The organism is Pseudofrankia coriaricola, from assembly GCF_032027725.1.
Taxonomy (GTDB): domain Bacteria; phylum Actinomycetota; class Actinomycetes; order Frankiales; family Frankiaceae; genus Pseudofrankia.
This window is the reverse complement of sequence record NZ_JASNFO010000063.1, coordinates 62,106-76,783: the sequence shown is the minus strand read 5'-3', so window position 1 is coordinate 76,783 and position 14,678 is coordinate 62,106. Positions and strand designations below refer to the sequence as shown.

Annotated in this window: 14 protein-coding genes; 1 reads left to right on the top strand and 13 read right to left on the bottom strand. The window is 72.9% G+C overall.

Features of this window, described 5'->3' with window-relative positions; genetic code table 11:
• Positions 1-211: 211 nt before the first annotated feature.
• Together QOZ89_RS29995 and rpsB are read right to left on the bottom strand one after the other, a co-directional pair.
• Positions 212-826, bottom strand: coding sequence for a translation elongation factor Ts (locus QOZ89_RS29995; RefSeq protein WP_071050558.1), 615 nt, complete (start codon positions 824-826; stop codon positions 212-214).
• Between the two features lie 450 nt (positions 827-1,276).
• Complete coding sequence (gene rpsB, locus QOZ89_RS29990) at positions 1,277-2,149, bottom strand: 30S ribosomal protein S2 (protein WP_071050559.1); 873 nt, start codon at positions 2,147-2,149, stop codon at positions 1,277-1,279.
• A 610-nt stretch (positions 2,150-2,759) separates the two neighbouring features.
• On the opposite strand from rpsB, the gene QOZ89_RS29985 reads away from it, so the two are divergent.
• Complete coding sequence (locus QOZ89_RS29985) at positions 2,760-3,665, top strand: peptidoglycan DD-metalloendopeptidase family protein (RefSeq protein ID WP_071050560.1); 906 nt, start codon at positions 2,760-2,762, stop codon at positions 3,663-3,665.
• 53 nt (positions 3,666-3,718) lie between these two features.
• Here QOZ89_RS29985 and QOZ89_RS29980 read toward each other — a convergent pair whose 3' ends face one another.
• The 11 genes from QOZ89_RS29980 to rimM all read right to left on the bottom strand — a co-directional run bounded on the left by QOZ89_RS29980 (position 3,719) and on the right by rimM (position 14,489).
• A complete protein-coding gene (locus tag QOZ89_RS29980; RefSeq protein ID WP_071050561.1) occupies positions 3,719-5,011 on the bottom strand; it encodes a tyrosine-type recombinase/integrase in 1,293 nt (430 codons plus the stop codon).
• A gap of 201 nt (positions 5,012-5,212) precedes the next feature.
• The gene (locus tag QOZ89_RS29975) at positions 5,213-5,770 is read right to left on the bottom strand and encodes a hypothetical protein (RefSeq protein WP_071050562.1); all 558 of its coding nucleotides are present in this window, start codon (positions 5,768-5,770) and stop codon (positions 5,213-5,215) included.
• The gene (dprA, locus tag QOZ89_RS29970; protein ID WP_083419089.1) at positions 5,767-7,110 is read right to left on the bottom strand and encodes a DNA-processing protein DprA; all 1,344 of its coding nucleotides are present in this window, start codon (positions 7,108-7,110) and stop codon (positions 5,767-5,769) included. Before dprA ends, QOZ89_RS29975 begins: the two co-directional genes overlap by 4 nt.
• A complete protein-coding gene (locus QOZ89_RS29965; protein ID WP_071050563.1) occupies positions 7,107-8,690 on the bottom strand; it encodes a YifB family Mg chelatase-like AAA ATPase in 1,584 nt (527 codons plus the stop codon). Before QOZ89_RS29965 ends, dprA begins: the two co-directional genes overlap by 4 nt.
• A complete protein-coding gene (locus QOZ89_RS29960; RefSeq protein ID WP_071050564.1) occupies positions 8,690-9,082 on the bottom strand; it encodes a YraN family protein in 393 nt (130 codons plus the stop codon). The genes QOZ89_RS29965 and QOZ89_RS29960 overlap by 1 nt, the downstream gene beginning before the upstream one ends.
• Positions 9,083-9,416: 334 nt before the next feature.
• Positions 9,417-9,713 carry a DUF2469 domain-containing protein gene (locus tag QOZ89_RS29955; protein ID WP_007516692.1) on the bottom strand — a complete coding sequence of 99 codons (297 nt, stop codon included), beginning with the start codon at positions 9,711-9,713 and terminating at the stop codon, positions 9,417-9,419.
• A complete protein-coding gene (locus QOZ89_RS29950) occupies positions 9,710-10,429 on the bottom strand; it encodes a ribonuclease HII (RefSeq protein WP_071050642.1) in 720 nt (239 codons plus the stop codon). Before QOZ89_RS29950 ends, QOZ89_RS29955 begins: the two co-directional genes overlap by 4 nt.
• Entirely contained in the window at positions 10,426-11,631 is a 1,206-nt protein-coding gene (gene lepB / locus QOZ89_RS29945; protein ID WP_083419090.1) for a signal peptidase I, read from the bottom strand. The genes QOZ89_RS29950 and lepB overlap by 4 nt, the downstream gene beginning before the upstream one ends.
• A gap of 640 nt (positions 11,632-12,271) precedes the next feature.
• A complete protein-coding gene (gene rplS / locus QOZ89_RS29940; protein WP_071050565.1) occupies positions 12,272-12,613 on the bottom strand; it encodes a 50S ribosomal protein L19 in 342 nt (113 codons plus the stop codon).
• Between the two features lie 357 nt (positions 12,614-12,970).
• A complete protein-coding gene (gene trmD, locus QOZ89_RS29935) occupies positions 12,971-13,834 on the bottom strand; it encodes a tRNA (guanosine(37)-N1)-methyltransferase TrmD (protein ID WP_241841944.1) in 864 nt (287 codons plus the stop codon).
• A gap of 118 nt (positions 13,835-13,952) precedes the next feature.
• Entirely contained in the window at positions 13,953-14,489 is a 537-nt protein-coding gene (gene rimM, locus QOZ89_RS29930) for a ribosome maturation factor RimM (RefSeq protein WP_071050566.1), read from the bottom strand.
• Positions 14,490-14,678 lie beyond the last annotated feature (189 nt).

Genomic DNA, 14,678 nt, shown 5'->3' with positions numbered 1-14,678 from the left:
CGGCGGGCCATTCTGTCGGCGGCCCGCCGTTGAAGGGAACGTCGGCCTCCGGCCGGGGCCGCGTTCACCGCCCCAGCCAAGCGCCGACGACCGAGTAACCAGGAGGCGAAACCAGACGCGGCTCCGGGGCTGTCTCCCGAGCATCACTGCCCAGAAACCCCGGAGCCGGTCCCAAAGGATGCCTAAACGGGCGAATCCCGCGGCGCCTGCCCTATGACTGGCGGATGTTGAAGCGAGCGAAGCGCCCGATCTCGATCTTCTCGCCGAGCGACGCGCCCGCGTCCTCGACGAGCGCACCGATGGTGATCTTTCCGTCCTTCACCCACGGCTGGTCGAGGAGCGCCACGCTCTTCCTGTAGCCGTTCAGCTTGCCCTCGACGATCTTGGTGATCGCGGGCTCCGGCTTGCCCTCCTCGCGGGCGGCGGCCGCATAGATCCGCCGCTCCTGCTCGACGACCTCGTTCGGGATCGCGTCCGCGGTCACGTACAGCGGGTCGGCGGCCGCGATGTGCTGCGCGATGTCGCGGGCGAGTTGCTGGAACTGTTCCGTCTTGGCCACGAAGTCCGTCTCGCAGCGCAGCTCGACGAGCACCCCGATGGTCGGCGGGAGCTGCGGGTCGGTGCGATGCAGGTAGGAGTCGACCAGGCCGTTCGCGGTCGAGCGGCCGGACCGCTTGGCGACGCCCGCGAGGCCTTTCTCGCGCAGCCAGGCCTTCGCCTTCTCGAAGTCGCCGTCGTGGTCGACGAGCGCCCTCTTGACATCGCTCATCCCGGCCCCGGTTACTTCACGGAGCTTGCGGATCTCGCCGGCAGTGATCTGTGCCATCGTCTTTGTCGTCCCGTTCTGGGTGTGACGGGCGTTCCCGCCCGTCGTCGGGCGCTTCGCGCCCTCCTGCGCTTATTGCGGTTCAGGGGATGTCCACGGGCGGGGCAGCTACCGCGGTCGACATCCTTGTTGCGCTGGCACAAGGCAGCCCCGGAGCCGGCGCGGGGCGCCCCGCCCTCCCCGGCACTCGCGACGAGCCTGAGGGCATCGGTCCTCGATCGCCTTGAGCCTGTAAGGCGGCTCGCGCGGCGTACCTGGTCAGGGCATGCCGCTTCGTCTCCTGGTTGGGCAGATGGCCCGCCCAGCATGCAACGCCAACCGACCAGAACTGCCGCGGGCGCCTGCCGCGCCGATCCGCTGGTCGCGCGGACCGTTCCCTGCCTGATCGGTGATACCGATCAGGCAGGGACGCGGAGCCCCGCACAAGCGAAGTAGCCGCCCGCGTCAGCCTCAGACCGAGGAGCCGACGGTGTCCTGCGCGACCTCGGCCGGAGCCTCAACCGGGGTCTCGGCAGGAGCCTCAGCCGGAGCCTCAACCGGGGCCTCGGCGTCACGGCGCAGGACCTCCTGCTCCCACTCGGCCAGCGGCTCGTCGGCCGCGATCTGCTCCGGCTTGACGTCGCTGGCGCTCGCGCCGGCGCGGGCCATCAGGCCGGCCCCGACGGCATCCGCGACCACACGGGTGAGCAGCGCGGCACTGCGGATCGCGTCGTCGTTACCCGGGATCGGGTAGTCGACCTCGTCCGGGTCACAGTTGGTGTCCAGGATCGCGACAACGGGGATGTTGAGCTTGCGCGCCTCCCCGACGGCGATGTGCTCCTTCTTGGTGTCGACGACCCAGACCGCGCTGGGCACCCGGGACATGTCCCGGATCCCGCCGAGGGTGCGCTCGAGCTTCGCCTTCTCCCGGCTCAGCACGAGCTGCTCCTTCTTGGTACGCACCTCGGTGCCGCCGGTCAGCTCGATCTCCTCGAGCTCCTTGAGCCGCTGCAGGCGCTTGTAGACCGTGGAGAAGTTGGTCAGCATGCCGCCGAGCCAACGCTCCTTGACGTACGGCATCCCGACCCGGCGGGCCTGCTCCTCGACCGCCTCCTGCGCCTGCTTCTTGGTGCCGATGAACAGCACCGTTCCGCCGTGCGCGACCGTCTCCTTGACGAAGTCGTAGGCGCGGTCGATGTAGGACAGCGTCTGCTGCAGGTCGATGATGTAGATGCCATTGCGCTCGGTGAGGATGTAGCGCTTCATCTTCGGGTTCCAGCGCTTGGTCTGGTGCCCAAAGTGCACGCCGCTCTCGAGCAGCTGCCTCATCGTGACGACGGCCATGACCGCCGCTCCTTCCCGTCCGGCACGCAAGGCCGGATTGTCTCGGTTGTCGGCCGCGGCAGGTGCCGGCGACCCCTGACGCCCGATAGGCCCCTTCCGCCGCGACGCGGCGGACCGAGGGAGCCCTCCCGACCACGCCGGCCGAGTGACCGGGTGGCGACGGGGCGCGGGAGGCCGTCGGTGATCGACCGACGACGTCGAGACACGACATCGACAGGACGACCATGGCCTGCCGCGCCCGCCGGGAGCGGGCGTGCGAAGTGAGCTCCTTGCGGAGCTCCGTTGCCGATGATACTCGGCCCGGCCGAGGGCCTGCTCGGCGCCGCCGCGCCTCCGGCCGCCAGGCCGGCCGAGATGAGGGTCGATGCGCTCGCGGGGATCCTCAGCTCGGCGTCCGGTTGGCAACTATGCGGCGGTTGCCCACAGGACCCGGGTTGTCCACAGCCGCCGGGCTCGCACTGGCGCGCCGGGTTCGGGGCGCACATCGTGTGCCGGGCCGGCCGACGACGCCCCCGGGCCGGCGCACGGCGGCCGGGGGCGGGGTCCGGTCCTCCACACCGCGCCTCCCGCCCCCGGCCGCTCCAAGGCCCGCCGAGCCGCAGGAGTTCCCATGGCCCCCGCCCCGAGCCACGACCCGCGCATCCCGCCGCTCGTCGCCGCCGCCTTCCTGGCCGCCGTCCTGGCACTCGGCGGTTGGCCTCGCCCCGCCACCGCGGGCCAGATCACCGCCGACCGACCGGCCGCCGTGGCCGAGCGGCTCGCCGCGGCGCCTCGGCTGAGCAGCGTCGCCTCCCCAGATTCGGGCGGCTCGGCGCCGCGGCCCACCGTCGTCGAGCGCCAGCCCAGCGTCGCGGCCACCGCCGACGGCCTGGCCACCGCCGGCCGTCGGGTTACGAGCCAGGCGGGCGGCAGGAAGACCGACGGCGCCAGCCCCACCGCCAGCCCGGCACGGTCGGACTCCGGCCTTGGTCCCGTTCCGGACGGCCAGCGCACCGTCGGCCCCGTCCCCGGCGGCACTCCCCCGGGCTCCGGCCTCGTCCCACAGGGGCGAGCGGTGCCGGCCGCCGCGGTCAGATGGCGGGCGCCGCTGGACGGGTCGCTGACAGTTGCCCGGCCATTCCAGCCCCCGGCTACTCCCTACGGTGCCGGGCACCGCGGCATCGACCTGCGCACTCGGGCCGGAGCGATGGTGCGGGCGGCCGGGGACGGGGTCGTGAGCTACGCGGGCGTCCTCGCGGGGCGAGGCGTCGTCGCGGTGACCCACGGCGAGCTGCGGACCACGTACGAGCCGCTGGACGTGCTCGTCAGCGCGGGCCAGCGGGTGACGGCCGGGACGCCACTCGGCCGGCTGGCCACGGGCCACCCCGGCTGTTCTCAGGACGCCTGCCTGCACTGGGGCCTGCTGCGCGGTGCCGCCTACCTCAGCCCGCTTGTTCTGCTGCTCCCCGACCCACCCCGGCTGCTCCCCGTGGCCCGCCCGATCCCCGTCACCAGCCTCGGAATGGGAGCAGGCTGACGGTGAACGGCCGAGGAGGCTTCGCGGTCGCGCCACGCGGAGCCCTGGCCGGATCAGGCGCGCGGATGGGCCTGTTGGAAGGCGGCACGCAGCCGCTCCGGGGTGACATGGGTGTAGATCTGGGTGGTCGCGAGGCTGGCGTGGCCGAGCAGTTCCTGCACCGAGCGCAGGTCCGCGCCGCCGTCGAGCAGGTGGGTGGCTGCCGAATGCCGCAGTCCATGCGGGGTCACGCCATCCGGGCCGCCCGTCGCGGCGAGCCGGGCGGCCAGGATCCGCCGCACGGTCCGGGGGTCCAGTCGACCGCCACGGGCGCCGAGCAGCAGGGCATGGGCGGACCCGGCCGAGGCCGCAGACCCAGCCGACGCTCTGGGCGTGCTCGGAATGCTCGGGGGCCCGGGGGCTTTTGTCGGATCGACGAAGCCAGGCTGGGAGGCCCTCGAGGACGTTCGGACGAGTTCGGGCCGACCGGAACGCAACCAGCTGGCAAGCGCGCGGGCCGCCGGAAGGCCATAGGGAACGGCGCGTTGCCGGTCGCCCTTGCCGGTGACCCTTAGCAGGCGCCGTTCATGGTCGACATCGTCGAGGTCGAGCCCGCACAGCTCGGACACGCGCACGCCGGTGGCGTAGAGCAGTTCGAGCACCGCGTCGTCGCGCATCCGCAGCGCGCCAGCCAACCGACCTTCCGGATCGCCGGCCGCCCGGATCGCCGGCCGCCCAGCAGGCCCCCCAGATAGCCGACCTCCCAACACACCTCCCAGATCGCGTTCGCCGATCCGGGAGGGACCCTGGGCTTCGTCGATCCCAGAGCAGCCGCGGGCCTCGCCGATGCGGCTGGGCCCCTGTCGTCGATCCGGCAGGGGCCCCGTGTCCGATGCGGCGGGAATCGTCTCGCCGATCCGGGAGGAACCCCGGCCGCCGGCCGGCGGCCCGCCGACGCCGCCCCGCGTCTCAGAGCCAGCCTCGTCGGCGGCCGGGGAGGGGCCCGACGGCGGCCCGGCGAGCAGGGTGCGTGCCTGCTCCACGGTGAGCACCCGTGGGATCCGCCTCGGCGCGCGCGCACCGGCCAGCCGGGCCGCGACATCCTCCGGCAGGTGGCCGCGCCGCGCGGCGAACGCGGAGAACGCCCGCGCGACCGACGCTCTGCGCGCGAGGGTGGCCGGCGCGGCGCCGTCCGCGCGCAGGCTCGCGAGCCAGCCCCGCAGCACGGCCAGGTCGAGCGCCGTAAGCTCCGGCCTTCCCAGCCTGATGGCATGTGCCCGCAGGCTCGCGAGATCCGCCCGGTAGGCGCGCACGGTCTGTGGTGACCGGTTCAGCTCCGCGATCAGGTGGTCCACGAAGGCGGCCACCGCTCGGTCCCAGCCGGGTTCCCCAGCACCACCCGGTCCAGAAGCCTCAGTCGGTCGCATGCCGCCACTTCACCACCTCACAGCGGTCACGTCACGCCAGCTTGATCGCGCGTTCGCCATCCCGCCGATGTACGCATCTCCGCCCGCCCCTCCGATTGCGACGACAACCGTGCGGCGCGGCGACAGCCGCCGGACGGCCGGTCAGTTGTCCGTCTCGGGGCCGGGCTGCGCGGGGGAAGATCCGGCAAATGCCTGGCGGGGAGTCGCGGAGGGACGCGGGGCCGCAATCGCCAGGTGTCCGACTGGGGCTACGTCGTGGCCCTCGTCCGCGCCGCAGCGCCAGATCACCTCGTCGGCCGGAGTCCGGGCTTCGGCGCGAAGCGCCGCGCCGTGCCGCGGGCAGCGCGGCCAGGCATGCCAGAGGATCTCCGCGAAGCACTCCTGCACACCCAGGGCGACGGCGAGAACGGCTTCGTCCCCCTCGGCGCCGAGAGGCAACGGCCCGGCACCCGCCGGCCAGAACCGTCCGTCCGGCAGGGCCACGAAGAACCCCTGCTCGGTGCCGACCAGTCGGAACCGGCTGCTCCCCGCGACGGCGAGTCCGGTGGCCTCGCCCGAGCCGTCGCCGTCCAGGTCGAGGCCACCAGTCCCGTCGTCGTCGGTGCCGATGGCGGGACCGTCACCCGGATGGCTGTCGAGGTCGCGCTGGACAAGCCGCAGGGCGGCACGCAGTCCGGCGAGCTGATTGTTCGGGGTCATGGGTTTACCTCCCGCATCGGGAACAAGGCGTCATCGTCCGCATCCGCGTTGGGCATGCCGACGTGGGACGTGCCGGCCGGGGCCGAGCCGGCCGGGTCGGGTGCCGCGGGGTGGCGCTGGGCCAGCGAGGGCCGGGTCGGCCGAGGCCGGTCCGGACCGCGTCCGAGCGCGGTCAGCCGGTAGCCGTCCGGCCTGGACTCGAGGAGTCCTTCCAGTTCGAGCGGGCCGAGCATGGCGAGCACCTCGTTGGGTTCCCGGCCGATTCGCCGCGCCAGCACCGCGACGCCGGCGACGCCGCGCGTCGGCATGGCCTCCAGCAGGGCGTGAACCGCCGCGGGCAGATCGTCGCGTGGGCCGGTGGGAACGCCCGCGGGGCCGCCAGCGAGACCAACCGGCCCGATCTCCTCCTCGATGTCGCGCGCGTCGGTGACCAGCGCACAGTCCTCGCGGTGGTCACGCAGCAGCCGGTGGCAGCCGGCCGACATCGCGCTGGTCACCGGGCCGGGGACGACCATGAGCCCGCGGCCCAGCCGGCGGGCATGCCGCGCGGTACTGAGCGCGCCGCTGCGCACACCCGCCTCGACCAACACGGTGCCTCTGGTGAGCGCGGCGATAAGTCGGTTACGGATGAGAAAACGTCGACGCAGCGGGGGGCTGCCCAGCGGCACTTCACTGACCAGCAGACCGTTGCCACGGATCTCTTCGAGCAACCGCGCGTGCGCGGCCGGGTAGGGGATGTCGACGCCGCAGGCGAGCACGGCCGCCGTCATTCCGCCGCCGGCGAGAGCGCCTCGGTGCGCGGCGGCGTCGATCCCGAACGCCGCGCCCGAGACGACCGTCCACTCCCGTTCGGCCAACGCGCATGCCAGCTCGCTCGCGACGTGCTGCCCGTAGGCGGTGGCGGCCCGGCTGCCGACAACCGCGACGCCGCGCTGGTCACCGTCCGTGAGAACCTTCCGCGCGGCGTCGGCTTCGCCAAGGACCCAGAGCGCGAGCGGCGCGCCGTACTCCGGCTCGCCCCGCTCCGCCACCCGGTCCAGGCCGTCGAGGCCCGACGGCCAGCCCGGGTCCCCGGGGCAGACCAGCCACCCACCGAGCTGGCGCAGCCGGTCCAGGTCGCGGCGCGGCTCGATGTCCGGATGCTCGGCGCGGATCTGGGCCCAGGCCTCGGCGGGGCCAACGGTGCGCAGCAGACCCGCCAGTCGCACGTTGCCATACCCGACGAGGTGCGAAAGTGCCGCCCGCGCGAGCCGGTCCGCCGAGCCCTCGCCGTCTGGAGCGCCGTCAAGGCCCAGGCCAGCCTGCCCGGCCTGCCCGGCGGGAGAATCTGGCGCGTTCATGCTTCCCGCCCGGGGATGCGCAGGCTCAACGCGAGGCCGAGCTCCGTCCCACCAGGCCGGTCCAGGCCACGCAGGTCGGCCAGCGTCCACGCGACCCGCAGCACCCGGTCGAGACCGCGAGCGGTGAGCGACCCGGTCTCGTAGGCCCGGTCGGCGGCGAACGTGACCGACGGCGACAGCGGCCAGCGGCGCCGCAACGTCGCGCCGGGCACCTCCGCGTTCGTCCGCCACGGGGTGCCGTGCAACCGCGCGGCCATGGCCGCCCGCGCCTGGGCGACCCGCTCGGCGACCAGCGCGCTGGACTCGGCCGAGCCGACGTCCGCCCGCAGCTCAGCCCGGCTGGGTGCTCCGAGCTCGACCTGCAGGTCGATCCGGTCGAGCAGGGGGCCGGACAGCCGCGCCTGGTAGCGGCGCCGGACCATGCTGGGGCACTCGCAGGCGTTCGCGCCCCTGACGCCGGTCTTGGCACACGGGCATGGGTTGGCCGCCAGTACCAGCAGGAACCGGGCGGGGAACCGGGTGGTCATCCGCGCCCTCGCGATCTCGATCATGCCGCTTTCCAGCGGCTGCCGCAGCGCGTCGAGCGCGGTCCGCCCGAATTCGGGGGCCTCATCCAAGAAAAGAATCCCGCGGTGTGCCTGGCAGGCGAGCCCGGGACGGATCACGGTGGTGCCGGCGCCGACCAGCGCGGCCGGCGTCGCGCTGTGGTGCGGGCTGCGGTAAGGCGGACGGCTGACCAGCGGCGTGTCGGAGGGCAGTACGCCGGCCACCGAGTGCACGGCCGTCACCTCGATGGCCGCCTCTAGGTCCAGATCAGGCAGGAGCCCTGGCAGCCGTTCGGCCAGCATCGTCTTACCGCCGCCCGGCGGCCCCTGCATGTACAGGTGATGGCCGCCGCCGGCGGCGACCTCGACCGCGAGCCGGCCGCGGCTCTGCCCGGCGACGTCGGCGAGGTCAAGATCCGTCTCGTCCGTCCACGCGGGGCCGGGGTTCCTGCCGGATCGACGAAGCCGACCCGGGAGGTCCGCGACGTCGCCCGCCATGGCCAGAGCCGGCTCGGGCTCGTACTCACCGCGCAGCAGACCGATCGCGCTGCGCAGGTCAGGGACCGGCTCGACCTCGGCGCCGGGGACGAGCGCCGCCTCGGCGGCGTTACGCACCGGGACCACCACCCTGCTCACGCCCGCGCCCACGGCGGCCAGCACCGCTGGCAGCACGCCGCGCACCGGGCGCACCCGCCCGTCCAGCGCGAGCTCGCCGAGCACCACGCGTCGGCGCGGGTCGGGCAACGGGACGACACCCGCGGCGGCGAGGATCGCGAGTGCCACCGCCAGGTCGAAGGAGCTGCCTGACTTCGGCAGGGTCGCCGGGAACAGCCCGACGGTGATCCGCTCGTCAGGCCATTTCTGCCCGGAGTTGAGGACCGCGGCACGGACTCGGTCGCGGGCCTCGGCGAGCGCCGCGTCGGGCAGCCCGATCAGCGCGAGGCCGGGCAGGCCGCCGGAAAGGTGGGCCTCCACCTCCACCAGGTGGCCCTCGACACCGACGACGGCGACGGCGAGGGTCCGAGCCAGGGCCATCAGAACGCCCCGCGCCGGTGCTCGACGCGCATCGCCCCGGGCTCGCCCGGTATCACGTCGCGGCTGACCGCCAACAGGTCGAAACGCACCGGGCCGCGCACGCGCGGGTGCTCCGCGAGCCAGCGCACGGCCAGCAGGCGCACCCGGGCGGCCTTGCGGCCCACGACGGCCTCCGCCGGTGTGCCGAACCGCGTTCCGGAGCGGGTCTTGACCTCACAGAACACCAGCGTGCCCGCCTCGCGGGCGACGATGTCCAGCTCGCCCTCGCGGCACCGCCAGTTCCGGTCGAGGATCTCGGCGCCGCACTTGACGAGGTGGCGCGCGGCCAGTTCCTCACCGAACCGACCGAGCACGTCCTTGGCCTGGTGGCCCGTTCTTGGCCTGGATGTCACAGCCGGACCCCCGCCGTCCGCCGGCCGTCCACGACCGGCTTCACCCGAGCGGCGTGGCCTGGCTGTTGCCAGGACGGTGCGCCGCCCACGGCGGCTGCTGCCGCCAGCGGGATCAGCGTGCGAGCCCGGCGGCCCCGCGTCGAGGCCGCCCGACGCTCCTGTGGACAACGGTCCGCCGTCCACAGAAGTGGCAGGAAGACGGGTCAGCCAGGAGGGGCCTCACCGGCCACGGCCCACCCGAACCCGGGGCTCGGCGCGAGACACCAGCCGCCGAGCCGTCACGTCAGGCCGGGCGCAACCAGTGACCGGGAGTACGGGGAATGTGGCCTCCGCGCTACAGCTCTGCCTTCGTGAGCTCCTCGACGTTGACGTCCTTGAACGTGACAACCCGGACGTTCTTCACGAAACGCGCGGGCCGGAACATGTCCCACACCCAGGCGTCCCGCAGCGTCAGCTCGAAGAAGACCTCGCCGTCCGAGGTGTTCCGGACGTCGATCTTGTACTCGTTGGCGAGGTAGAAGCGGCGTTCGGTCTCGATGACATACGAGAAGAGCCCGACCACGTCCCGGTACTCCCGATAGAGCTGCAGCTCCATCTCGGTCTCGTACTTCTCGAGGTCCTCGGCGCTCATACGGTCTCCGTGTCCTGCCGGCCGGCCACTGCCACGGTCTCCTCCAGCCGCACCGATCGAAAGTCCCCACCCTGCGCGACCAGGGACTGGACATTGACATACGACAGGCGGTGCTCCTTGCACGGCCCGTGTAGCGCCAGTGCCGCGGCGTGCGCGGCGGTGACGTATCCCTTGTGCTGCGCGAAATCGTACTCGCCATAGCGCTCGTGCAGCCGGCACATGATCCGGTCCCGAGTGACCTTGGCGATGACGGAGGCGGCCGCGACGCAGCCCGCGACCCGGTCGCCCTTTCGCACCGCGAGCGACGGCGCGTCGATCCCAGGGACCGGGAACCCGTCGACGAGCACATATCCCGGCCGTACCGCGAGGCGCGCCACGGCGCGACGCATCCCGGCGATGTTCATGACGTGCAGCCCGTGCCGATCGATGTCGGCCGCCGGGATCACGACCACGGACCACGCCGACGCCACGGCCGTCACGTCGTCATAGACGCGTTCCCTGACCCGCTCGGTCAGCAGCTTGGAGTCGGCGAGGGCACTGAGGCGCCCGGTCCTGCGCGGATCAAGGATGACCGCGGCCACCACCAGCGGGCCGGCGCAGGCGCCACGGCCCGCCTCGTCGACGCCGGCCACCGGGCCAAGACCGCGGCGCGCGAGCGCTCGCTCGTAGCCGAACAGACCGCTGTCGCGCCGGATGACCACGCCCGGGGGCCTCATCGCGAACGTCGCCACCGCGCCCACCGTCGTCCGTTTCGACACGACGCCCGCCCGCCGCCCGGCCCGCGGCCCGGCGACAGCCCGCGTCGGCCGCCGCCGGCATGAATGGCGAGTGCGAGCACGCCGACGAGAGGCACCGAAGCGGGCGTTCCGACCGGCAGCGACTCATCGCCCTGGGTACCGGGAGTGGCGGTGCCGGTGACGGGACGCGCCGAGCTGGCCGCCGGAATGCCATGGAAGGTGCCGGGAACGGTGAGGAAACCGAACCGGCTGAGTGGCCAGACGCGCACGAACGCGCGGCCGACGACGGCGCTGGTCGGGATCGTCCCGTTCGCGCGCGAGTCTGACGAGGCGCCGCGGTGATCGCCCATCACCCACAGCCGGCCATCGGGCACCTTCACCGGGGCGAAGGGCTGGAAGTCGTTCTCGAAGACATACGGCTCGTCGAGCGCCTTGCCGTTGACCATGACCCGGTTGTCGCTGTCGCAGCAGCTCACGGTGTCGCCACCGACGCCGATGACTCGTTTGATGAAGTCCTTGTCGCTGGGCGCGCCCAGACCGAGCAGGTTCTGGGTGCCGCGGACGAACCGGCTGAACCCGTTGCTCGGCGGGGCGATCACCGACTCGTGGCTCTGGAAACCGGTCCCGTCCCCGTTGAACACGACGATGTCGCCGCGGTGGACGTCACGGAAGTGGTAGACGACCTTGTTCACCAGCACCCGGTCGTTGATGAGCAGCGTCCGCTCCATCGACTCCGACGGGATCCAGAAGGCCTGTACGAGCAGGGCCTTGATCAGCAGCGCCAGGACGAAGGCGATGAGCACGAGAACGGGCAGCTCGCGCAGGAACGAGCCGCGCCCGTCCTCGCGGTCGCCGCGCCCGGGCCGCGCGCGCCCGGGGTTCCTGCCCGATCGGCGAAGCCGATCGGGCAGGTCCGCGTCGCGTACCCGCCGACCTAGGCGGGTTGTGGGCTTGGCGGAGTCATCGGGCTCGTCGGCGACGCGGTCGCCCTCGGCGTCACCGTCGCCGGCCGCCGGACCGAGGCCGTCGTCGTCCCAGGCACCGCGGTCCGCGGCTGGCGCGGGCCCGCGCGCGGGCCGTGACCCGCCGGCCGGCGACCGCCCGGAGCCCAGGCCGGCCCCAGCAGGCAACGCGCCTCCGATATCGGCCGGGTCCGGAGTGCCCTGCTCGGACGAGCTCACTACGCCACCTCACGTTGTGATCCTCGGCGGGGCCGGGACCCCGGCGCCTCGCCAGGCAGGCCCGTGACCACACGATGTCGACCAGCCGGGGTATTCGAGTTCCCGAGCGCGGCAGCCGTTATCCCCGCCTGCCGGCGCTCGGTCACGACCCGTCTATCTTCGTCCATCCGCCCGGAGCACGCCCGCACGCACCCATCCCCGCCACGCCGAGCATGGGCGGACGTTGTTCAGAGTCGTCCGGTCTTGGAGCGGGTGACGCAGCCCCAGCACCTGGTGCGAGCAGAGCACCAGCGTCCGGGCCGGCTCGGAGCAACCGGGCGGGGACACATCCCGCGCCCGGTATCCGCGCGCCTGAAGGCGCCGGCCTAACGCCTTCCGCGCTTCCGACCTCACACAGGCCGCGCGCTCAGCGCCCGACCGGGGTTCCACCAAGACAGATGACAGGACCCGCCGGATCGGCGGAACCCGGTCCCTACCGGATCGGCGGAACCCGCGGTTCCTGCCGGATCGCGGAGCGATCTGGGAGGTCTGCTGGGAGGCTTCTGGCGGGTGTCTGCTGGGAGGTCAGCGATCTGAGGTCAGACTCAGCGCGCGCTGGCGCGCTTGTGGCGAAGCGCTTCGCGCTTCGCCACAGTCCGCCTTACCGCTTCTCCTTGATCTTAGCGGCCTTGCCGCGCAGGTCGCGCAGGTAGTACAGCTTGGCCCGGCGGACGGCACCGCGGGTCACGATCTCGATCTTCGAAACGATCGGGCTGTGCACCGGGAAGGTGCGCTCCACACCGACGCCGAAGCTGACCTTGCGGACGGTGAACGTCTCCCGCAGTCCATCGCCCTGCCGGCGGACCACGACGCCCTGGAAGACCTGGATGCGCTGGCGGCTTCCCTCGACCACGCGCACGTGGACCTTGAGGGTGTCGCCCGGCCAGAACTCGGGCACGTCGGTCCTCAGCGACTCGGCGTCGAGGCTGTCCAGGGTTTGCATGGCAGTCGCTTCCTCAGTGGTGGCAGTTGGTCCTAGGCATCGCTTGGTCCGTGGCGACACCGGTCTGTGCCGACCGGCGGGCCTGACGCCGGACCAGGAACTGATCCGGACCTCTCAGATCGGCTTCGCCGACCCGAGAGGAACGCCGAGGGTCCTCGCGGCGAGCCGCGCCTAAGGCGGCGAACTCGTCACGATCATCAAGGCCGGGCACCCGACTGGGCCGGAACCTGGCGCGCTGTGTCAAGCACGCGTCAGGTCGCCGACGCCGAGACCCGGCCGAGCCGGCCACGGACCGGCGGACACTGCATCCTACTGTGCCACACGACCGGCCCGTCGCATCGCGGCGGGCCACCACGATCACTCGGCCCGTGAGGCCGTGTCGCGGGGGACGGTGTCCCGTGGCGCGGCGTCGACCGCCGTCCGGAGAGGTTCGTCCGGTTCGGCCGACTCCGCGACGGCGCTGGCCGCGCCGGCCGGCGGATGCGACTCCCTCGCCAGAGCCTGGGCGACGACCAACCGGTCACGGTCGTCGAGCTCGAGCGACGTGAGCAGGTCCGGACGGCGCTGGGCGGTCCGGCGCAACGCCTGCTCACGCCGCCATCGGGCTATCGCGCCGTGGTCGCCGGAAAGCAGCACGTCCGGGACCCGATGCCCCGCCCACTCGGGTGGACGGGTGTAAACCGGCCCCTCGAGCAACCCGTGTGCGAACGAGTCGTCCGTGACCGATTCGGCGTTGCCGACGGCGCCGGGCAGCAGCCGGGTGATTGCCTCGAGCATGACGAGCGTCGCGACCTCTCCGCCGGAGAGCACATAGTCGCCGATGGAGACCTCGTCATCGGCCCAGGCATCGACGATGCGGGCGTCGATGCCCTCGTATCGGCCGCAGCAGAAGACCAGCCAGGGCTCGGCGGCCAGCTCGGCCGCGTAGGCCTGGGTGAAGGGACGCCCGGCCGGAGTCGGGACGATCACACGCGGCCGCGGCGCGGGCCCGCCCGAGCCCGCGATCGAGCGCAGCGCCGCGTCCCACGGCTCGGGGCGCATGACCATGCCTGGCCCGCCGCCGTAAGGCGTGTCGTCGACGGTCCGGTGCCGGTCGGTCGCCCAGTCCCTCAGGTCGCGGGTGTGGATCTCCACCATGCCGCGGTCGCGGGCCTTGCCGAGCAGCGAGAGACGCAGGGGCTCCAGATAGGCCGGGAAGATCGTGAGCACGTCCACCCGCATGCCGGGTATCCCTCCTTCCCACCAGCGGCTGGGCCGAAGGAGGCCGCAAGGATGCTCTTCCTTCATGCCTCCGGAGGGCGTTGAGCCACGCGGAGGGCCCCGGCTACGCGGCCTGCCGTCAGCCGAGATCCAGCAGGCCAGGCGGGGCGTCCACGACGATCCGGCCGCCGGCCCGGTCAACGGTGGGGACGATGTCGTGGACGAACGGCACGAGGTGCTCGCCGCCGTCAGGCTTGCCGATCGCCAGCAACTCGCCGGCCGCGGTGTGCACGATGTCGGTCACCTCGCCGAGCGGGCTCCCATCCGGGGTAACGGCCCGCAGGCCGACCAGGTCACGGTCCCACCAGAATTCGCCGTCATCGTCCGGCTCATCCGGGTCCGCCGCGTCGCCTGCCTGATCCGCGTCGATCGTGAGCACAGTCCCACGCAGTGCCTCGGCCGCGTTCCGGTCGGCCACGCCCTCGAAGCGCAGGAGGAGCCGCCCGGAGTGCCACCGCGACTCGGCGATCACCAGGTCCGGCCCATCACCGGACCGGTCGAACCGGGCACCGACGGTGAACCGGCGCTCGGGCACGTCGGTCCGGACGTCGATGGTCACGTCGCCGCGAACGCCGTGCGCCTTCCCGACCCGTCCCACAACGATCGCGTCACCCATGGCCGGCCCGCATGCCTACCCGCGCTGGCCGAAGCACTTTCCCCGCCGGCCCGCTCACGCGGATCTGGACCTCCCGGCAGGCCTCCCAGACCACTGACCCACCAGGTCGCCGACCCGGCAGGAACCCGGTCGCCGGTCTGGGAGGAGCCACGAGGGATTGCCCGCGGTGAGCAAGGCCCACCGCCCACC